Raw genomic sequence first — 20,430 nt, forward strand, 5'->3', positions numbered from 1 at the left:
TTAGCATTATGTATTTTACCTTGTACCTCGTACCTTGTACCTTACTTGTTACAAGGAGGTTTTTTATTATGGATTACATTACGCCTTTTAATAATTATATAGTGGTTTCTCAGACAGGAGATGTTACTGGTTTTGTAGAACTTTCAAATGCACGTGGGTATATAACTACACTTTATTTAGAAAGACTTTTATCCATATCTCATTTTGGAAAGTATTCTTACTTTGATATGACACAAGAAAGGGACATGGAAGATTCGGGTTTAATAGCTGGTGTATACGAAGGAGAAGCATATATTTATAATTTAGATGAGTTTATAGAAAAGATTAGAGAGAGTGCAATGTTCCAAGATGAAAAGGATGAGCTGATTTCAAAGCTTTTAGAAAAAGAGATAAAAATGAATATTAGAGATTATGCAATAGAGCATCTATTAACTGAAGTTGAACAAAAGTGGACAGTATAAATAAAGTAATTTCGCCACGTTTTAGAGAAGAAATTTATTTTTCAGCCATACCACAGTTTCCAAGATTGCTTTTAGTATTTTGTAGTGGCACTATATTCTAATAATTTTTAGACGTTAAAAAGGATTACGGATAATCCGTAATCCTTTTTAAGTTTTATTTTTGGTTAATTATTTTAACCCTTGTTCGTATTGTTGAACCATTCTCTTAACCATTTCTCCACCAACGCTACCGCATTGCTTTGAAGTTAAGTTTCCGTTGTAATCTGTGAATGGAACTCCCATTGCACCTGCAACTTCATTCTTGAAATTGTTTAATCCTTGTTTTGCTTCTGGAACTAAAGCTCTGTTATTATTGTTTGACATACAAATTCCTCCTTTAACGGTACAATATTTTTTGCTAAGCTTTATTTGCTTTGCACTATTATTGTGTGTAAAGTAGTTTTATATAAACTATGAAGTGAGAGGCAAAGAAGGAAAAAAGTACAAACTATACTTGTACAAAAGTTGGATATAATATATATATAATGCATATTTTTAGAACTCAAGGTTCTGTGTTCATAGGGCTTTATCACTTAAAAATGGTTATATTTTTCTAGATATTAAAAAAGTTTGTGGAGAAGTATCCACAAACTTTTTATTTTATATAATATTTCAAACAATTATAAGTTAATTAATAAAATCTATACTACTTGTTATAACCATTATAAAATTATCTTCTTTTATTTAATTTAAATAAAGCTAAACATACAGGTACTACAATCATAACGGCTACTATACATTCAGGAATTCCGTTAGATACTGCAATAGTTCCTAGTGCACCTGCAACAGCTGCTGAACTAATTTCTTTTAAAGTTGCAAACTGTTCCATAGCAAGTATATATGTTAATCCTAAAACACCAGCTGTATTAGTAATTGTACCAGCTATAGCTGCTAGAATTAGACCTAACTTTTCTTTATTAAACTTTTCTTTCATTATCTTGAAAACATAATAAGATACAATACCAATTAAAACTCTTGGAATTATTGCTATTATTGGATTCATAAATATTGGTGATAAAAGTACTGGTTGACTCATATTTAGATACATAGAAAATAGACCAAATATTAAACCAACAATTCCACCAATAATAGGTCCTTCAACAATTCCACCAATTATTACAGGTAAATGTTGAATAGTAATTTTCATCCAAGGTGTTGGAATCATACCAAAACCTGTAAGTCCCATAAACATTGATATTCCCGAAAGCATACCAATTACCACTAATTGTCTAGTTCCAAATTTTTTATTTACATACAATCTTTCCATTTTAATTCCCCCGTTCTTATTCCTTTTGGATATAATTCGGCAAATAGTAAGTATAGATTTAATGTTCAGTTTCTTAAAAAAGAATACCGACGATTTTAATTTTAGCACGATATATAAATTTTGCAATACACTTTTGTTAATTCATTAACAAAAAATGAAAAAGTAGGATTTTATTTAAAGTGAATATAATAAAAGACATTATCATTATTGAATTGAATTAAGAGCTGTTATACAATGAATATAACAGAAGTTAGGGTGGTGAAAAAATGTTTCTAAGAATCGATTTAGAGTCAGAAGAACCTATTTATCTTCAAATAAGAAATGAAGTAATTAAGGGAATAGCTAAAGGAGAAATAGTAGAGGGAGATGAACTTCCTTCAGTTAGAGCTTTAGCAGAAGAAATTGGGGTTAATATGCATACAGTAAATAAAAGCTATGCACTTTTAAAGGAAGATGGATATGTAAGGATGGATAGAAGAAAAGGTGCAGTAATTTCCTTTTCTTTAGATGATAGTAATAGAAAGTTTATAAGAAATATGGAAAAGGATATGGAGCTGATGGTAGCTCAATGTATAAATAGAGGAATAAGTGAAGAAGAAGCGAAGAAAAACATAGAAGAATTATTTAAGAAGTTTAATTCTTAGGGGGTGACATTGATGGATTTATTTATAGGATATTTAACTTTAGTTTTAGTAGTAGGTATGTTATTTTTCCAAGGTCTTTTTGTTGAGAAGTTTTCTAATAACGGAATAATATATGGAATTAGAGTTCCAGAAGAATATAAGAATTTAGAGGCAATAAATTATATTAAGAAAAGATATAGAAAAAGATATTTAGTTACAATGACTATTTTATGCTCTATTTTATTTTCTATAATTTATATATATGATAAGGCCTTTTTGTTATTTTTAGGGGTTATAATATTTTTGGTAACTAATTATACTATTTATTATTTCTCATGGAAAGAAATGAAGGAATTAAAAAGAAAATTTGATTTTAATTCTTGTGGCAATAATATATTAGTAGTTGATATGAATATAAAAAAGAAAGACATAAAAACTAATGAACCCTTATCAGTAAAGTATTATTGGGGATATGGAATAATTATTTTAATGACTTTACTTTTTACAGTAGTATTTTATAAGGATTTACCACATACTTTTCCAACACATTTCAATGGAAAAGGCATGGCAGATAGTTTTGCTGTTAAAGGTACATTAAAGGGGTACTTAGGGGTATTGTCTCTTCCGTTAACTCAAATAGGAATGACAATAATGTTTATATTCCTTCATAGGTATACAATAAGCTCCAAGAAAATAATAAATAGTGGAACTGCTAAGGGAACATTGGAACAGCAAAATAAGTTTAGAAGATATGCAGCTGTATTCTTATATGTAATGGGACTTGATACAATAATAATGTTTTTTGCTATGCAAATTGCCATATTAAAAGGATTAGAAATGAAATTAATTGTAGGTGTATTTGGAACGATAACAACATTAATAGGCATTATAGGAGTAGCTATATTAATATACATTGGTCAAGGTGGGAAAAATATAAAGGTTAAAGATGAGGGAGAAATAATTTATCGAGATGATGATAGATTCTATAAGATAGGACTGTTTTATTATAATAAGCAAGATCCAGCTATTATGATACAAAAGAGAGTTGGAATAGGATATGACTTAAACTATGGAAATCCAATATCAAAAATATTAGCTATAATAGTGGGAATAATTCTTATAGGTACTGTGATTTGTTTATTTATTAATGATCAAAGTATAATAGAAAGCTTTATGAAGTAGAGAGGATGATAAGCTTTTGGGAAGTGGATACACAATAAAGACCTATCCAGAAAAGTCGTGGAGTATATCTAAGATGAAAGTAATGGAGAATTGCTATAGGGAGTATTATTATACATATTATGGCTCTCATAATGGGTGGATAGATAATGTTACAGATGAACAAAAAGTTGCTTGGAGATTAAAGAAGTTAACGAATATATGGTTAATGTTTGGAGATAAACTTCATGATGTTATAAAGAAAACAATTAAAAATAAACATAATTTAAATATAACTCCTAATTACTTAAAGGAGTATATGAGGAAAGTTTTAAACCATGGAGTAAAGGAAAGTATAGAAAAGTATAAGGATGGATTATGGGATGACTATCCTAGAGGAGAAATGCTTCAAGAGTATTATTATGGTGAGAAACTTGATGAGGAAAGTGTTAAAGAGGTAAAAAGAAGAATAGAATTATGTATAGACGGATTTTTTAATTCAAAAAGTTATAAAGATATTTTAAAGGAAAAGTCTATAGTATTAGAGGTAGATGAAGGTAACTTTGATTATATATTTGTACATGGTGTAAAAGTATTTGCTTTAATAGATATGCTTTATATTAATGAAGATGGGTATTATGTTATAACGGATTGGAAGACAGGAAAAATAGGAGAGCATGATAGAGAGCAACTTTTAGTTTATGTGCTATATGTAATGAAAAAGTATAATGTTTCCTTAGATAAAATTAAAGGAAGAGTAGAATACTTATTACTAGGAGAAAGTGCAGATTATAAATTTAATGAAGATGATTTAATGAATATTAATCATAGAATAGGTTTAGATTTAAATGTTATAGATGCATTTTTAATAGACAAAGAGTTAAATCAACCAAGGGATAAAGAGTACTTTAGAAAATGTGACTCTTTAAACAAGTGTAAAAAGTGTAGATTTAAAAAGTTGTGTATGAATGAAGAGGTGTTTTAGTTATGAAATTAGAGGGTATAGAACAGTTAGAAGACACAAAGTATTTAAATATGTATAAACTTAAACTCATTAATAAGGTTGGAAACATTAAAGATTATTTTATGGTAAGTAGACGTAAAAAGGAAGAATTAATCTGCGTTACAAAAGATCATTCTAAGTGTGATGGAGTTATGATACTTCCTATAACTGAGAATGAAGAGGTTATAATTTTAAAACAATATAGACCGGTTATAGATGATTATTTATATGAATTACCAGCTGGAATTGTTGATCCAGGTGAAACAATTGAAGAAGCAGCTAGAAGAGAATTATTTGAGGAAACAGGATTAAAGTGCAAGAGTTATGAACTAATATTAAAACCAAGTTATTCATCTGTTGGAATTACAGATGAGACTACTGCTGTTGTGAAAATGATAGTAGAAGGAGAGATAACTAAGGATAATTTAGAGGAAAATGAGGAGATTGAAGTTCTAAAGGTAAAAAAGGAAAATGTAAAAGACTTTGTGAAAAAACATAATTTTTCTATAAAAGGAGCATTAGTATTATTAGGACTTTAATAGGGAAAGTTAATAAATATTGTAAAAAGAGATTGCTTAAGCAGTCTCTTTTTATTATTAGATAATTTAAATAATATAAAATTTTTTTGGAAATTTATATTGACAAAAGATGTAAAGAATACTATATTACAATTAAAGAGAGTGAAAATCATTATCAATAGAATAGGGGGAGGAAAAATGAAAATATTATTTTGGAGTGGTACAGGCAATACAGAAACTATGGCACGTTTAATTTCAAAGGGTATTAAAGATACTGGAAAAGAAGTAGAGTTAATTAACATTTCCCATAATACAATACCTGATATTAAGAATGAAAGTATAATTGTTCTAGGATGTCCATCAATGGGAGAAGAAGAATTAGAGGAATCAGAATTCTTACCATTCTTTGAAAGCATTGAGCCATATTTAAATGGTAAAAAAGTCTTACTGTTTGGTTCTTATGGATGGGGAAATGGTCAATGGATGAGAAACTGGGAAGAAAGAGTTCAAGATCTTGGAGCAGTTGTCTCTTTAGATCCAATAATAATAAATTATGCTCCAGAAGGGGATACTGAAACTGAATGTATTGATTATGGCAAACAAATTGCAAAGTTGTAATTTTTACGGAGGAAGATAATGACTAACAAACTAAACAACTTTTATAAATTATTAAATAATTTAAATGATAAGGAATATATAGAAATGCTTATTTCTTATAATGTTTCTTTAATAAGTGCTAGATTAAAGCCTTCAATAACTTTAAATTTAGCTAAGAGTAATAATAAAAATACTTATGAATTGTGGAACGAATATGGTGAAGATTATTTAGAGAGTTTAGGAATAAAGTTTATAAAGTTAAGAGAGTCGGAAAAATCTTTAGTAATTTTAATATATGAGCATGAATTATTGGAAACATTTATAAATATTCCTGAAAATAAAAACTTTCTAAGGTCTTTAGGGTATCCAAATAAATTTTCTGTAGAAGAAGCATTAGAGATTTTACAAGAAAGATATAAACTATATAATTGTCCACATGAATTAGGAATTTTTTTGGGTTTTCCATTAGAGGATGTTAAAGATTTTATGACTTGTTCTGACAAAAAGTGTTTAGTTTGTGGTTATTGGAAAGTTTATAATAAATGCAATAAAGCCAAAAGAATTTTCAACCTATTTGATAGAGTTAAAGAAGAGACTTTAGATAATATATTAGATGGACATAGACATTGTATATTATCTAATAATTTAAAGAATAAATTTGAATCACATCAAAAATTAATTTTAAATTAGAACATACAAAAAATTATTTTGTATACTTTTCTCTAAATAAGAATCCTTTCATAAGGATTCTTATTTTTTTGTATTTATAAGTAGTTATTTCTATATATACATTGTGTTAGTTAATATTAGGAAAAAACTTCTTGTGTATCATTTACATACACTTGTATTCAAAATAGCTACATGATATTATACTATAAAAGGAATGTGTGACAAAAAATGAAAAAATATTTGGGGTGATTAAATGAAATTTCAAAGTACAAGAGGGCTAGAAAGAGATGTAAAATCTGCAGAAGGTATTATAAGAGGGATTGCAAAGGATGGTGGGTTATTCGTTCCAGATTCATTTCCTAATTTATATGAAATTCTAAAAAAGAACAAGGGCTTATCTTATGAAGAATTGGCTTTTAAAATAATAAAAGAATTCTTTACAGATATAGATGAAAATGAGTTGAGGGAAGCTATTGATGAGGCTTACAATAATAGATTTAAGCCAGAGTTAAATAAGAATTATCTTGAACTTTATCATGGACCAACTTGTGCTTTTAAGGATGCAGCATTACTATTTCTTCCACAAATAATGAAAAGAGCAAAGAAGTCTTTAGGAGTAAATGAGGAAATAGTGATTTTAACAGCTACTTCAGGGGATACTGGTAAGGCTGCTTTAGAAGGGTTTAGTAGTGTAGATGGATTTAAGGTGGTTGTTTATTATCCTAAAAACGGTGTTAGTGCTATTCAGGAGAGACAGATGGCAACACAAGAAGGGGAGAATGTAAAAGTATTTGGTATAAATGGTAACTTTGATAATGCACAGACTGGGGTAAAAAAGATATTTGGAGATGAAAAATTAAAAGAAGAATTAAAAAAGAATGGATATATCTTATCTTCAGCTAACTCTATAAATATAGGAAGATTAGTTCCTCAAATTGTTTATTATTTCTATGGATATTTTAAGCTAATAGAACAAGGTAAGATTAAAGAGGATGAGGAAATAAATGTAGTAGTACCTACGGGGAATTTTGGCAATATATTAGCTTCTTACTACGGAAAGCAAATGGGATTACCAATAAATAAGTTTATATGTGCATCTAATGAAAATAAGGTTTTAACAGACTTTTTCCAAACTGGTATTTATGATAAGAGAAGAGAACTTATTTTAACTCAATCTCCTTCAATGGATATTTTGGTATCTTCAAATTTAGAAAGATTACTATATGAAGGTAGTGGCAGAGATGGAGAAGAAATAAAAGCATTAATGGACGGACTTATGGCAAATGGAGTATATGAAGTATCTTCAAAAGTTAGAGAATTCTTAAAAGAATTTTATGGAAACTTTGCTACAGAAGAAGAAGTTCATAAGACAATTAAGAATGTATATGAAAAAGAAAATTATCTAATGGATACTCATACTGCTGTAGGGAAGACTGTTTGGGAAAAATATAAGAATGAAACAGGAGATGACAGAGAAGCTTTAATAGCCTCGACTGCTAGTCCTTATAAGTTTCCAGTTAGTATTTGTAATGCATTAGGCATAGATATAAGTAATGTAGATGATTTTGGAGTTTTAAAGGAATTAAATAAGGCAACAAATGTAGATATACCTAGAAATCTAAAAGGTTTAGATAAGAAAGAAATTCTTCATAATGAAGTTTGGGATAAGGATGAAATGTTAGATGCCTTATTATCTTTCTTGAAGTAGAGGAGATAAGAATGATTAGGGTAAGAGTGCCTGCAACATCCGCTAATATGGGACCAGGATTTGATTCTATAGGAATTGCAGTAGAATTATATAATGAATTTGGATTTGAAGAAACAGAGAGTGGTTTAAAGTTTAATGGAGTAGCAGAAGAATTTTGTAATGAAAATAATGTAGTTTATGAAGCTATGATGTTTTGTTTTAATAAAGGAAAATATAACCCAAAAGGGTTAGAAATAAGTACAATTAAGCAAGATATCCCTATTTCTAGAGGCTTGGGAAGTAGTTCTAGTTGTATAGTTGCTGGTCTTATTGGTGCAAATGCAATAATGGGAAACAAGTTTTCTAAAGATGAGATATTACAAATGGCTGTAGAGATAGAAGGACATCCTGATAATGTTGCACCTGCTGTTTTAGGTGGAATGGTTGTTGCTATAATGGAAGGAGGTAGGGTATACTATGATATGGTGAAGGTTCAAGAACATGTTAAGTTCATTCCTATAATACCTGATTTTAGACTTTCAACTAAGGATGCTAGAGTGGTTTTACCTAAGGAAATATCCTTAAAAGACGGGGTATATAATGTGAGTAGAGCATCTCTAATGGTAACTGCATTAACTAACGGAAATTATGATTTATTAAAGTATGCATGTCGGGATGCTTTTCATGAAAATTATAGGAGTAAGTTAATAAAAGGATTTTATGAAGTAAAAGAGGAATCAAATAGATTAGGTGCTTTAGCAACATATTTAAGCGGAGCAGGTCCAACTATAATGGCAATGATTTCTGATAAAAACTATAAGTTTAAAAGCCATATGGAGAAGTTTTTAGAGGTAAAGTCCTTAAATTGGGCTATTCATGAACTTTCTATAGATAAAAATGGTGCAATAATAATAGAGGGTGATAAATAGTGGATGGAAATTATTTTGTAATTCATAAGAGGGTTTTACCTGAGGTATATGAAAAAGTGCTAAATGCTAAGAAGCTTATAAAAGAAGGAAAAGTTAAGGAAGTAACAGAAGCTACCAAGATGGCTGGAATTAGTAGAAGTGTATATTATAAATATAAAGATTATATTTATGAGTTTTCTGAAAGTCCTCAGGGAAGGAAAGCTACATTCAATATAATGATAATTGATGGTAGGGGAATTCTATCTAGAATATTAAACTTCATTTCAGGTCAAGGAGGAAATATACTTACTATTAATCAAGGTATACCTCTTAATGGGTATGCATATATAAGCTTAACTATAGATATAAGTAACTTAGAGGGAGACATTACATCATTAATGGATGGAATAAGTGATATAGAAAAGGTAGAAAAAGTAGAATTTATAGCAATGGAATAAACAAAAAAAGAAGATATTTTTACATTTAGGTAAATATCTTCTTTTTTTATTTATATATTTATAGGAAATGTAATGGCTAAATTTCTTTTTTTAAGTAGAAGTGATCTTTATCAGCAGCGCAAAGCTCCCAACCTTCTCTACCTAATGAATTTAGTTTTTCTAAAACTTGCCTTTCTCTTTCTTCTTCATTGAAAGTTGTTTTTAAATCAAATGAAATATGTTCAACCTTGTATTCGTACATTTTCATATAAAACACCCCATTGTTAGTACTCTAAAATTAATTATACATCTACTACCAAATAATTACAATAAGTAAATTTAAACTTGATGTAAAAAGGTGTTATATATTATACTAAGGTATTACTTGTAGAAATATAGATAATACTAAATTTAGTAGAAGAGGTGAGAAGTATGGAAATTTATTTAGATAATGCAGCTACTACTAAGCCAAAAGAAGAAGTTATTGAGGCAATATGTGATGGAATGAAAAAATATTATGCAAATCCATCATCTTCACACAAGTTAGGTATGGAATCAGAAAAAAAACTAGATGAATGCAGAGAAGTAATTGCAAAAACAATAAATTGCAGTAATGATGAAATATATTTTACTTCAGGAGGAAGTGAAGGAAACAACTTTATAATTAAAGGATTAGTGAAGACAGGAACACATTTAATTACAACTCCTTTTGAACATAGTTCAATAAAGAATACTGTTGAAGCTCTTGAAAAATCTGGGGTAAGAGTTACATATCTTTCTGTTAATGAATTTGGAGAAATTGATATTGAAGAACTAAGAGAAGCTATTACTAAAGATACTGTTTTAGTTTCAGTTATGTTTGTTAACAATGAAGTTGGAAGCATACAGAATTTAAAAGAGATAGGTGAAACTATAAAGTCTATAAGTAATAGAGCAAAGTTCCATGTAGATGGAGTCCAAGGGTATGGTAAATTTACTATAGATGTTAAGAAAATGAAGATTGATGCATTAACAGCTAGTGCACATAAAATTCATGGACCTAAGGGTGTTGGATTCTGCTATTTAGCTAAAGGGATGAGTATAGTACCTCATATTCATGGGGGAACTCAAGAAAGAGGATTAAGAGCTGGAACTGAGAATATACATGGAATAATGGGATTAACAGTTGCTGCTAAAGATATTATTAAGAATATGGATATAAACTATGAAAAAGTTAGTGAATTAAAAGAATATATGATAAAAAGATTTTCTGAGATAGATGATATTAGAATAAATAGTCCAATGAATGATAAGTTTTCTCCATACATTTTAAATGTTTCATTTAGAGGAATTAGAGGAGAAGTATTGCTACATTTATTAGAAGATGCTAATATTTTTGTATCTACAGGTTCAGCTTGTACTTCTAAATCTAAGGGTGGAGTTATAGGAAGTCATGTTTTGGAAGCTATGAAGCTGACTAAGAAAGAGGTTGAGGGAGCAATAAGATTTTCTTTCTCCCCAGAAAATACAAAAGAAGAGATAGATAAGACTATTGATGCCCTAAAAAAGGGATTAGTATTCTTAAGGAGGATTAGAAGATGAGTAAATTAATATTAGTTAAGTATGCCTCAGAGATATTTCTAAAAGGATTAAATAGAAATAAATTTGAGAAGAAGCTAAGAGATAATATAGCTATAAAACTTGAAGGCTTAAATTTTGAAATAATATCAGATCAAAATAGATATTTCATAAAAGTTGATGAAATAGATGAAGCTATAGTTAGAATTAAAAGAGTTTTTGGTGTTGCTGAGGTTTGTATAGTAACTAAGGTTGATAGGGATATGGTAGCGATTAAGGAAGAAGCTTTAAAGAAGGTAAGAGAAAGTGGAAGTAAAACTTTTAAGATAATAACAAATAGAGCAAATAAGTTGTTCCCACAAAACTCTATGGAAACTTCAAGAGAAGTTGGTGGCTATGTATTACACCGTATGGATGGACAAATAACAGTTGATGTTAAGAATCCTGAATGTGCATTAAATATTGAAATTAGAGAATATGCTTATATATGGACTAATAAGGATAAGATTAAAGGTGCAGGTGGGCTTCCTTATGGAATAAATGGAAGTACTATGCTTATGTTATCAGGAGGTATAGATTCACCAGTTGCAGGGTATCTAATGGCTAGAAGAGGGGTTGCATTAAACTGCGTTTATTATCACAGTCATCCATATACTTCTGAAAGAGCTAAGGATAAAGTTAAAACTCTTGCTAAAATTCTTGCTAGGTACACTGAAGAAGTTAATTTATATATAGTTCCATTTACAGATGTTCAAATGGAAATTATAGAAAAGTGTAGAGAAGACGAGCTTACAATTATAATGAGAAGATTTATGATGAGAATAGCTTGTGAGTTATCAGATAGACTAGGAATAGATTCTGTAGCTACTGGAGAAAGTATAGGCCAAGTTGCAAGCCAAACTATGGAGGGATTAATCGTAAGTACAGATTGTGCTGATAGACCAGTATTTAGACCACTTATAGCTATGGATAAGGAAGATATTATGGATATAGCTAGAGACATCGATACATATGAAACTTCAATTCTTCCATATGAGGATTGCTGTACAATATTTGTCCCAAAGCATCCTAAAACAAAACCTCAAGTTGAAGCTATGAGAAAGAGTGAAAGTAAGCTTGATGTTGAAAAACTAGTTAATGAAGCAATTGATAATATGGAAGTTGTAAAATTAAAGTAAATTATATTTGACTATTGTGGAACTTAAAGTTTTGCAATAGTCTTTTTCTATGGTAAAATTTATATGTTATATTTTTGCAGAAGAGGGGGATATTTGTGAAATACATAGATACAAAATATGATGATTTTAAGTTGAGAGAAACTACAGTAGAAGATACTTCCTTAATTCTTTCGTTTATTAAGGGAATTGCTGAGTATGAAAAAATGAGTAATGAAGTTGTTGCAACTGAGGAAGTTTTGAGGAAAAGTATATTTGAAGATAATAGAGCTAAGGTTTTAGTTGCTGAAGAAAATGGACAACCAATAGGATTTGCTTTATATTTCTTTAACTTTTCTACTTTTATAGGAAAAGCAGGATTATATCTAGAAGATATATTTATATTACCTGAGCATAGAGGTAAAGGATATGGTAAAGAAATATTTAAGGTTCTAGCTAAGATAGCAGTAGAAAATTCATGTGAAAGAATGGAATGGGTTTGTTTAAATTGGAATGAACCTTCAATAAGGTTCTATAAAGGCTTTGGTTCTATTGGAATGGAAGAATGGACAACATATAGATTAGCAGGAAATAAGATTGGTGAATTAGCCAATAGCAAATAGATAATAATTATAAGTTTTTAGAAATCACCTTTGGTGGTTTCTTTTTTTCTTTAGTAAAATTTTGTGAAATATATATAGAAAATATTGACAATATATAAAGTAAAGCATATTATAATTTTAAGGATTTATTACTTTAATATGTTAAATTGGTAAAGAAGGATGGAGGGGGCAATGGTTAATAAAAATATTATTCCTGAAGGAACAAGAGATCTTATTTTAGATGAATGTGTTAGAAAAAAAGAGTTGGAGTTAGAAATTGAAAATATACTAAATAAGTGGGGATATAAAGAGGTTATAACTCCTACAATAGAATATTATCAAACCTTTAATGGAGGATTTCAAAATCTAAGAGAAGAAGATATGTATAAGTTCTTCGATGATAAAGGTAGAATTTTAGTTTTAAGACCAGATATGACAATACCTATAGCAAGGGTAGTTGCTACAAAATTTAAGGAGATTAATCCACCTATTAGATTAAGATATACTTCCAATGTATTTAGAGTTCATGAAAGTTTAGGTGGAAAAAAGAATGAATATACTGATTGTGGTGTTGAACTTATTGGATTAAATGGAATTGATTCAGATGTTGAAATTCTTATTACAGCATTAGAAAGTTTAAAAATACTAAAAGAAACTGGTTATAAGATAGAAGTAGGTAATATAAACTTTTTTAATTCTGCAGTTGAGTGGTTAAAGTTAGATCTTGAACAGAGAAGTTTTTTAGCAAAACTTATTGATGAAAAAAGTATGAAGGAATTAGAAGAGTATCTGGATATGTTAAATGTAGGAGATGACTATAAGAATTTCTTCATGAAATTACCTTGGCTTTTTGGAGGCGTAGAGATTCTAGATATAGGAGAAAAGTACGCTATTAATAATGAAATATTAAATGAAATTAAGTATTTAAGAAATATATATGAAATATTGGACAACCTAGGATATGGAGATAAGCTTACTTTTGATTTAGGAATTGTACCAAGATTAAATTATTATACAGGGATTATATTTAAAGGATATGTAGAAGGTATTGGGGATACAGTTCTTAGAGGGGGAAGGTATGATGATCTTATATCAACATTTGGAAGAGATTTGCCTGCTGTAGGATTTTCTATAAATCTAGATCCATTAGTTCAATTAGAAGATGAGAAGAACAATGGTAAAGAAGAAAAGTATAGAATTATTTATAATCCTAAGGATATAGTTGTAGCCATAAAACAAGGACAAGTTTTAAGAAATTTAGGTTATGTGGCAGAACTTGTACCTTCTAAAGATATTCAAGGAATAAAGGTATTAAAGGAGGAGGTGATTGAATGAGTATAAGTATTGCAATGACAAAAGGAAGGCTAGAGAAAGAGACAATAAAGTTATTAGATAAGGCTAATTTCGGTACAGAAGAACTTAAGAACAAAGGAAGAAAGCTTGTTTTTAATGATACTATTGAGGACATTAAATACTTTTTAGTTAAAGCAGCAGATTCTATAACTTATGTAGAACATGGAGTAGCTGATATTGGTGTGGTTGGTAAAGATACGCTAATGGAAAGTGATAATAACTATTATGAAGTATTAGATCTAGAAATAGGTAAATGTAATTTTATAGTAGCATCATTACCAGAAAAAGATGTTTTTAAAAAGGTTGGTCATATAAAGATTGGAACTAAGTATCCTAAGGTAGCTAGAGAATATTTTAAGAAAAGAGGTATGGATGTAGAAATAATAAAAATTGAGGGATCAGTTGAACTAGCACCTATATTAGGGCTGTGTGATGCCATAGTAGATATTATGGAAACAGGGACAACTTTAAAAGAAAATGGATTAATTGTTTTTGATAGGATATGTGATATAAGTGCAAGAGTTATAGTAAACAAGGCTAGTTTTAAAATGAAGAGAGAAGAAATTGGGGCTTTTATCAACAGGTTAAAACAAGTTTTGTAAAGTATAAGCAATAAATAAAGAGGGGGCAAGAGTATGTTAAAGCTTATAAATCTTGAAAATAAAGATTGGGACATTCTTTTAAGTGAGCTTAAAGATAGAGAAGAAGAAGTAAAAGAAGAAGTTTTAAAAAGTGTTTCTAATATTCTAGAAGATGTTAAAAAAAATGGAGATAAAGCATTACAGTCATATACAGAGAAGTTTGATAGAGTTTTGTTAGATGACTTTGAAGTAAGTATAGAAGAATTAGATGAATGTTTTATAAAGGTTGAAAAAAACTTTATAGACAATTTAGAAGAAGCGAAAAAAAATATAGAATATTATCATAATGCACAAAAAAGTAGAGGGTTTATTTTAAATAAAGACAATGGTATTTTTCTAGGTCAAAGAGTTATACCTTTAGACTCTGTAGGAGTATATGTTCCAGGAGGAACAGCTGCTTATCCATCATCTGTTCTTATGAATGTAATACCGGCAAAAGTTGCAGGAGTTAAAGAGATAATAATGATAACACCTCCTAATAAGGAAGGGAAATTAAATCCGTATATAGGGGTAGCGGCTAAAGTTGCAGGAGTAAGTAAAATTTATAAAGTTGGGGGAGCACAGGGGATAGCTGCCTTAGCAAATGGAACAGAAAGTATACCAAAGGTAGATAAAATAGTAGGTCCTGGTAATATTTTTGTGGCAACAGCAAAGAGATTAGTATTTGGCAAGGTTGATATAGATATGATAGCAGGACCAAGTGAAATACTTGTAGTAGCAGATGAAAATGCTAATCCGAAATATATTGCAGCAGATTTAATGTCTCAGGCTGAACACGATAGGTTGGCATCATCTATTTTAGTTACTACATCTAAGCAGCTATATGAAGAGATAGAGAAAGAATTAGAGGCTCAAATAAAAGATTTGGATAGAAAAGAAATAATAGAAGAGGCATTAAAGAATTATGGAAAAGCTATTATTTGTAATTCAATAGATGAATGTATAGAGGTTTCAAATAGGTTTGCACCAGAACATCTTGAACTTATGGCTGAGAATCCTATGGAACTTTTAGGAAAGATTAGACATGCAGGTTCTGTTTTCCTAGGAAATAATACACCAGAGCCTGTTGGAGATTATTTTGGAGGTACTAACCACGTATTGCCTACTAATGGAACAGCAAGGTTTTACTCGGCTCTTTCAGTGGATAGTTTTATAAAAAAATCATCATTTCTTTATTATTCTGAAGAAGCAATAAAAAGAGATGGAGAAAAGATTATTAATATAGCTAACAAAGAAGGACTTACAGCACATGCAAATTCTGTGAAGGTGAGGGTGAAGTAATATGAAAGGGATACAATCATATATAAATTTATATGATAATTTAGAAATTAGACTAAATGCTAATGAAAGTTACTTTGGAATAGATGAAAAAATGAAGTTAGATATTAAAACTTATATATGTAATTTAGAGTTAAACAGGTATCCAGAAGATAGTAGTGAAGTTCTAAAAGAATTATATGGGGGATATGCAGGCGTTGATAAAGAAAATATAGTAGTTGGAAATGGATCTGATGAAATGATTGGGTTAGTAATAGGATTAAACATTGCAGAGGGAAAGAAATTACTAACTCTTAACCCTGATTTCTCAATGTATGATTACTATGTGTCTATGCATTCGGGTAAGATGGTTAAATATAACACAAAAGAAGATGGAAGCTTTGATATAGATGAATTTATAGAGTTAGGTAAAAAAGAAAATGTAGATATGATCATTTTCTCTAACCCAAACAATCCAACAGGGCATGCAATTGAACCATTTAAAATAACTAAGATATTAGAAGAATTTAAGGATAAAGTAGTATTAGTAGATGAGGCATATTATGAGTTTTTTGGAGAATCTATGATACCTTACATTAATAGATATAAGAATCTATTAGTTACAAGAACCCTTTCAAAGGCTTGGGGGTTAGCAGCAACAAGAGTAGGTTTTTTAATTGGTAATAGTGAAGAAATCAAAAAAATAAATAAGTATAAAGTGCCATATAACGTTAATTCCTTATCTCAAGTTATAGCTAGTATTGTCTTAAAGGACAGAATGTATGTTGAAAAAAATACTAAAGAAATTGTATCTGAAAGAGAAAAGCTTTATAAATCTTTAAAAGAAATTCAAGAGAATTCAGCCTTATATATTGAGTTTTACCCTTCAAAAGCAAATTATATCTATGGAAGAACAGAGTATAAAGAAGCGTTAATTAACGGATTAAAATCAAGAGGAATTCTTATAAGAAGTTTTGAGAAAAATAATTTTAGAATTACTGTGGGGTGCTCCTTTGAGAATAACAAACTTCTTCAAGCAATAAGAGAAATAGTTGGATACGGGGGAGTAAGCTATGCTTAAAAGGGAATGTAGCATAAATAGAAATACTAATGAAACTAAAATTCAGTTAAAAATTAATTTGGATGGTGATGGAAAGTCTAATATAAAAACAGGAATAGGTTTTTTTGATCATATGTTGGACTTAATGGCTTTTCATAGTGGAATAGATTTAGAAGTAATAGCCCATGGTGATTTGGATGTATGTGACCACCATACTGTTGAGGATGTTGGAATAATTTTAGGCCAAGCTTTTAAAGAAGCATTAGGTGAAAAAGTAGGTATAAAGAGGTATGGAAGCTTCTTTATACCTATGGATGAAACTTTGTCACAAGTATCTTTAGATATAAGTGGAAGAAGCTTTTTAGTATTTGAAGGTGATTTTAAAAGAGATAGTATAGGAAATTTTTCAACAGAGATGGTTAAGGAATTTTTAAGAGCTTTTGCTTTTAACGCTGGAATAACATTACATGCAAGAGTTATATACGGAGAAAATGATCACCATAAAGTAGAAGCAATATTTAAGGCATTAGGAAGAGCATTAAAAGAAGCAAAAGAAATAGAAACTGGAAGTAGTAGGATACCTTCTACAAAAGGAATTCTTTAGGAGGAAATATGGTTGTTATTATAGATTATGGAATGGGAAATCTAAAAAGTGTATATAATGCTTTGAATAAGATAGGGTGTAGGTGCAAAGTTAGTTCTGAAGTTAGAGATATAAGAACTGCTAGTGGCTTGATTTTGCCTGGAGTAGGAGCATTTAAAGATTGTATGGATAATTTGACGAAATCAAATTTAGATCAAATATTAAAAGAGGAAGTGGAAAAGGGAAAACCCCTTTTAGGAATATGTTTAGGTATGCAGGTTCTTTTTGAAAAAGGATATGAAGGAGAAGAAAGAGCAGGATTAGGTTTATTGAAAGGTAAGATTGTAAGGATGGAGGATCCTAATGTAAAGATACCTCATATAGGATGGAACAACTTAGAAAAGAATAGGGAAGATGAATTAATTTCTATCTCAGAGAAAGCTTCTTTTGTATATTATGTACATTCATACTATGCCCAAGATTATAATGATGAAGATTTAGTAGGGTTTTCATATTATGGTAGTTTAAAAATACCCGGATTAGTTAGAAGGAAAAATGTAATGGGGGCGCAGTTCCATCCAGAAAAAAGTGGAGAAGCAGGTCTTAATATTTTAAGAAATTTTAAGGAGTTGATTTGATGATAATAATACCAGCAATAGATATTATAGATGGAAAGCCAGTTAGGTTATATCAAGGAGACTATAATAAAAAAGAAATAGTAGCAAAAGATGTCTTAGATACTTCAAAAAAATTTGAATACCTTGGAGCACAATGGATACACTTAGTAGATTTGGATGGAGCCAAAAAAGGTGAATTGGTTAATTTAAATGTAATTATAGAGATAGCACAAACATTATCTATTCCTGTTGAGGTAGGTGGCGGTATAAGAACCTTTGAAGATATAAAGTATCTTATAGATAATGGAGTTTCAAGGGTTATTTTAGGTACAAGCGCTATGGAAGATGAAAAACTTTTAAATAAGGCTTTAAGAGAGTATGGAGAAAAAATAGCAGTAGGAATAGATTGCAAGGATGGGTATGTATGTGGAAGAGGATGGCTTCAAAAAAGCTCTATTCACTATATAGAATTTGCAAAGAGGTTAGAAAAGTTAGGGGTTAAAAATATTATAGTTACTGATATTTCTAAGGATGGGACTTTAGAGGGACCTAATATTGAAATGTTAAATGAGTTAAAGAAAGAGGTTTGTATGGATATTACAGCTTCAGGAGGAATAAGAGATGTATCTAACATAAAAGCTTTAAAAGAAATAGATGTATATGGAGCAATAACTGGAAAGGCTATATATGCAAAAACTCTTTCTTTAGAAGAAGCTATAAAAGTTACTAGGGAGGAATAGTGTATGCATACAAAGAGAATTATACCTTGTCTAGATGTAAAAGAAGGAAGAGTTGTAAAAGGAGTTAACTTTGTTGGTCTTAAAGATGTTGGGAATCCTGTAGACTTAGCTGAATATTACTATAAGGCAGGAGCAGATGAATTAGTGTTTTTAGATATTACAGCTACTCATGAAGGTAGGGGAATAATGAGAAGGGTAGTAGAGAAAGTAGCTGAAAAAATATTTATTCCATTTACAGTTGGGGGAGGGCTAAAAAACTTAGAGGATATTAAGGAGATACTAAGAGCTGGTGCAGATAAAGTAAGTTTAAATTCAGCTGCTGTAAGGGATAAACAACTTATAAAAAAAGGAGCATATTATTTTGGAAATCAGTGTATTGTACTAGCAGTTGATGCAAAGAAAAGAGAAGATAATACAGGATGGAATGTAGTTATAAATGGTGGCAGAATTGATACAGGAATTGATGCCTTGAGATGGATTGAAGAGGGGATAAGGCTAGGGGCTGGAGAAATATTATTAACTTCTATGGATGCTGATGGAACTAAAAAAGGGTTTGATATTGAACTTACTAAGTCAGTGTCTAATATAACTAATGTGCCAGTTATAGCTTCAGGGGGATGTGGAGAACTTGAACATTTTTATGAAGTTTTTAAGGATGAAGTGGCAGATGCAGCTCTTGCAGCATCACTTTTTCACTATGGAGAATTATCGGTAGAAGAAGTAAAGAAATATTTAAAGGATAGAAATATAAGTGTTAGATACTAGGAGTATAAGTATATGAATAGGGAAGAGATAATAAAAAAAGTACAAGAAGTAGACTTTAAAAAAGGAAATGGACTAGTACCAACAATTGTTCAAGATATAAATAGTAATGAAGTTTTAATGCTTGCTTACATGTCGGAAGAAAGTTTAATTAAGACTTTGGAGGGGGATACAACATGGTTTTATAGTAGAAGTAGGAATGAACTATGGAATAAGGGAGCAACTTCTGGACATTTACAGTATGTTAAAGAGATAAAGATAGATTGTGATAATGATACTTTATTAGTTTTAGTAGAACAAGTAGGAGCAGCATGTCATACAGGAGAAAGAAGTTGCTTTTACAGAAATTTATAGGAGGCAAGTAAATGGAGGATATTTTAAAGGAGTTATATAAAACAATATTAACTAGAAAAGATATAAGAGAAGATGGATCATATACAGCATATTTATTTGATAAAGGTTTAGAAAAAATATTAAAGAAGGTTGGAGAAGAGTCAACAGAGGTTGTTATTAGTAGCCTAGGAGATAATAAGGATAATCAAGTAAATGAAATGTGTGACTTGATATATCACATTTTAGTGTTAATGGCTGAATTGGGAATTTCACTTGAAGATATAAAATTAGAGTTAGAGAAAAGAAGTAAAAAAGTAAACAATTTCAAGGGAGAAAGAAAAGAAATTGAAAATATATAATTTTTCTTGATAGCGTTTGGTAAAAGTTGTAAAATATAAATGTAT

General features: G+C 29.7%; 26 protein-coding genes. 23 read left to right on the top strand and 3 right to left on the bottom strand.

Translation table 11 applies throughout. The features are described 5' to 3' along the window. Positions 1 to 68: 68 nt before the first annotated feature. The gene (locus DR024_RS02580; protein WP_034865798.1) at positions 69 to 461 is read left to right on the top strand and encodes a hypothetical protein; all 393 of its coding nucleotides are present in this window, start codon (positions 69 to 71) and stop codon (positions 459 to 461) included. 168 nt (positions 462 to 629) lie between these two features. Here DR024_RS02580 and DR024_RS02585 read toward each other — a convergent pair whose 3' ends face one another. Continuing rightward, the gene (locus DR024_RS02585) at positions 630 to 824 is read right to left on the bottom strand and encodes an alpha/beta-type small acid-soluble spore protein (RefSeq protein WP_027096846.1); all 195 of its coding nucleotides are present in this window, start codon (positions 822 to 824) and stop codon (positions 630 to 632) included. 346 nt (positions 825 to 1,170) lie between these two features. Continuing rightward, complete coding sequence (locus DR024_RS02590; RefSeq protein ID WP_099327975.1) at positions 1,171 to 1,767, bottom strand: ECF transporter S component; 597 nt, start codon at positions 1,765 to 1,767, stop codon at positions 1,171 to 1,173. Between the two features lie 266 nt (positions 1,768 to 2,033). Between DR024_RS02590 and DR024_RS02595 the strand changes: the two genes are divergently transcribed. From DR024_RS02595 to DR024_RS02635, 9 genes are all read left to right on the top strand, one after another. Beyond that, entirely contained in the window at positions 2,034 to 2,411 is a 378-nt protein-coding gene (locus DR024_RS02595) for a GntR family transcriptional regulator (RefSeq protein ID WP_027096844.1), read from the top strand. 12 nt (positions 2,412 to 2,423) lie between these two features. Continuing rightward, positions 2,424 to 3,572 carry a DUF1648 domain-containing protein gene (locus DR024_RS02600; protein ID WP_055183469.1) on the top strand — a complete coding sequence of 383 codons (1,149 nt, stop codon included), beginning with the start codon at positions 2,424 to 2,426 and terminating at the stop codon, positions 3,570 to 3,572. A 16-nt stretch (positions 3,573 to 3,588) separates the two neighbouring features. After that, a complete protein-coding gene (locus tag DR024_RS02605) occupies positions 3,589 to 4,533 on the top strand; it encodes a PD-(D/E)XK nuclease family protein (RefSeq protein ID WP_027096842.1) in 945 nt (314 codons plus the stop codon). A 2-nt stretch (positions 4,534 to 4,535) separates the two neighbouring features. Beyond that, a complete protein-coding gene (locus tag DR024_RS02610; RefSeq protein WP_027096841.1) occupies positions 4,536 to 5,090 on the top strand; it encodes an NUDIX hydrolase in 555 nt (184 codons plus the stop codon). A gap of 177 nt (positions 5,091 to 5,267) precedes the next feature. Continuing rightward, a complete protein-coding gene (locus DR024_RS02615) occupies positions 5,268 to 5,687 on the top strand; it encodes a flavodoxin (RefSeq protein ID WP_027096840.1) in 420 nt (139 codons plus the stop codon). A gap of 18 nt (positions 5,688 to 5,705) precedes the next feature. Then, positions 5,706 to 6,356 (top strand): DUF3793 family protein, encoded by a 651-nt coding sequence (locus DR024_RS02620; RefSeq protein ID WP_065254534.1) that lies wholly within the window; start codon positions 5,706 to 5,708, stop codon positions 6,354 to 6,356. A 232-nt stretch (positions 6,357 to 6,588) separates the two neighbouring features. Then, complete coding sequence (gene thrC, locus DR024_RS02625) at positions 6,589 to 8,043, top strand: threonine synthase (RefSeq protein WP_055253316.1); 1,455 nt, start codon at positions 6,589 to 6,591, stop codon at positions 8,041 to 8,043. 11 nt (positions 8,044 to 8,054) lie between these two features. Next, entirely contained in the window at positions 8,055 to 8,951 is an 897-nt protein-coding gene (gene thrB / locus DR024_RS02630; RefSeq protein ID WP_055183465.1) for a homoserine kinase, read from the top strand. Then, positions 8,951 to 9,388 carry an ACT domain-containing protein gene (locus tag DR024_RS02635; RefSeq protein ID WP_027096836.1) on the top strand — a complete coding sequence of 146 codons (438 nt, stop codon included), beginning with the start codon at positions 8,951 to 8,953 and terminating at the stop codon, positions 9,386 to 9,388. Before thrB ends, DR024_RS02635 begins: the two co-directional genes overlap by 1 nt. Positions 9,389 to 9,464: 76 nt before the next feature. Here the strand turns inward: DR024_RS02635 and DR024_RS17545 are convergent, their stop codons facing one another. After that, complete coding sequence (locus tag DR024_RS17545; RefSeq protein ID WP_120362401.1) at positions 9,465 to 9,635, bottom strand: DUF4177 domain-containing protein; 171 nt, start codon at positions 9,633 to 9,635, stop codon at positions 9,465 to 9,467. 164 nt (positions 9,636 to 9,799) lie between these two features. Here DR024_RS17545 and DR024_RS02640 point away from each other — a divergent pair, with 164 nt between their 5' ends. The 13 genes from DR024_RS02640 (at position 9,800) to hisE (ending at position 20,385) form a co-directional block, all read left to right on the top strand. Further along, positions 9,800 to 10,948, top strand: coding sequence for a cysteine desulfurase family protein (locus tag DR024_RS02640; RefSeq protein WP_111918121.1), 1,149 nt, complete (start codon positions 9,800 to 9,802; stop codon positions 10,946 to 10,948). Further along, complete coding sequence (thiI, locus tag DR024_RS02645; protein WP_027096834.1) at positions 10,945 to 12,102, top strand: tRNA uracil 4-sulfurtransferase ThiI; 1,158 nt, start codon at positions 10,945 to 10,947, stop codon at positions 12,100 to 12,102. The genes DR024_RS02640 and thiI overlap by 4 nt, the downstream gene beginning before the upstream one ends. Positions 12,103 to 12,197: 95 nt before the next feature. Continuing rightward, positions 12,198 to 12,701: a GNAT family N-acetyltransferase gene (locus tag DR024_RS02650; protein WP_027096833.1), complete on the top strand. Its 504-nt coding sequence runs from the start codon at positions 12,198 to 12,200 to the stop codon at positions 12,699 to 12,701. Between the two features lie 171 nt (positions 12,702 to 12,872). Beyond that, the gene (hisZ, locus tag DR024_RS02655) at positions 12,873 to 14,015 is read left to right on the top strand and encodes an ATP phosphoribosyltransferase regulatory subunit (RefSeq protein WP_027096832.1); all 1,143 of its coding nucleotides are present in this window, start codon (positions 12,873 to 12,875) and stop codon (positions 14,013 to 14,015) included. Further along, entirely contained in the window at positions 14,012 to 14,635 is a 624-nt protein-coding gene (gene hisG / locus DR024_RS02660; protein WP_027096831.1) for an ATP phosphoribosyltransferase, read from the top strand. The genes hisZ and hisG overlap by 4 nt, the downstream gene beginning before the upstream one ends. Positions 14,636 to 14,668: 33 nt before the next feature. Then, on the top strand, positions 14,669 to 15,955 hold the full coding sequence (hisD, locus tag DR024_RS02665; RefSeq protein ID WP_027096830.1) for a histidinol dehydrogenase: 1,287 nt from the start codon (positions 14,669 to 14,671) through the stop codon (positions 15,953 to 15,955). Position 15,956: 1 nt separating this feature from the next. Continuing rightward, positions 15,957 to 17,012 carry a histidinol-phosphate transaminase gene (gene hisC / locus DR024_RS02670; protein ID WP_027096829.1) on the top strand — a complete coding sequence of 352 codons (1,056 nt, stop codon included), beginning with the start codon at positions 15,957 to 15,959 and terminating at the stop codon, positions 17,010 to 17,012. Next, positions 17,005 to 17,595 carry an imidazoleglycerol-phosphate dehydratase HisB gene (gene hisB / locus DR024_RS02675; protein WP_099327969.1) on the top strand — a complete coding sequence of 197 codons (591 nt, stop codon included), beginning with the start codon at positions 17,005 to 17,007 and terminating at the stop codon, positions 17,593 to 17,595. Before hisC ends, hisB begins: the two co-directional genes overlap by 8 nt. Before the next feature lie 8 nt (positions 17,596 to 17,603). Next, positions 17,604 to 18,212: an imidazole glycerol phosphate synthase subunit HisH gene (gene hisH / locus DR024_RS02680; RefSeq protein WP_099327968.1), complete on the top strand. Its 609-nt coding sequence runs from the start codon at positions 17,604 to 17,606 to the stop codon at positions 18,210 to 18,212. Continuing rightward, positions 18,212 to 18,931 carry a 1-(5-phosphoribosyl)-5-[(5-phosphoribosylamino)methylideneamino]imidazole-4-carboxamide isomerase gene (hisA, locus tag DR024_RS02685; protein ID WP_055183460.1) on the top strand — a complete coding sequence of 240 codons (720 nt, stop codon included), beginning with the start codon at positions 18,212 to 18,214 and terminating at the stop codon, positions 18,929 to 18,931. Before hisH ends, hisA begins: the two co-directional genes overlap by 1 nt. Positions 18,932 to 18,934: 3 nt before the next feature. Next, positions 18,935 to 19,696 (top strand): imidazole glycerol phosphate synthase subunit HisF, encoded by a 762-nt coding sequence (hisF, locus tag DR024_RS02690; RefSeq protein ID WP_027096825.1) that lies wholly within the window; start codon positions 18,935 to 18,937, stop codon positions 19,694 to 19,696. A gap of 12 nt (positions 19,697 to 19,708) precedes the next feature. After that, positions 19,709 to 20,047 carry a phosphoribosyl-AMP cyclohydrolase gene (gene hisI, locus DR024_RS02695; protein WP_027096824.1) on the top strand — a complete coding sequence of 113 codons (339 nt, stop codon included), beginning with the start codon at positions 19,709 to 19,711 and terminating at the stop codon, positions 20,045 to 20,047. Positions 20,048 to 20,058: 11 nt separating this feature from the next. After that, positions 20,059 to 20,385, top strand: a complete 327-nt coding sequence (gene hisE / locus DR024_RS02700) for a phosphoribosyl-ATP diphosphatase (protein WP_027096823.1) — start codon at positions 20,059 to 20,061, stop codon at positions 20,383 to 20,385. The last annotated feature ends 45 nt before the right edge of the window (positions 20,386 to 20,430 follow it).

Origin of the sequence: Clostridium paraputrificum (assembly GCF_900447045.1) — a bacterium.
GTDB classification, from domain to species: domain Bacteria; phylum Bacillota; class Clostridia; order Clostridiales; family Clostridiaceae; genus Clostridium; species Clostridium paraputrificum.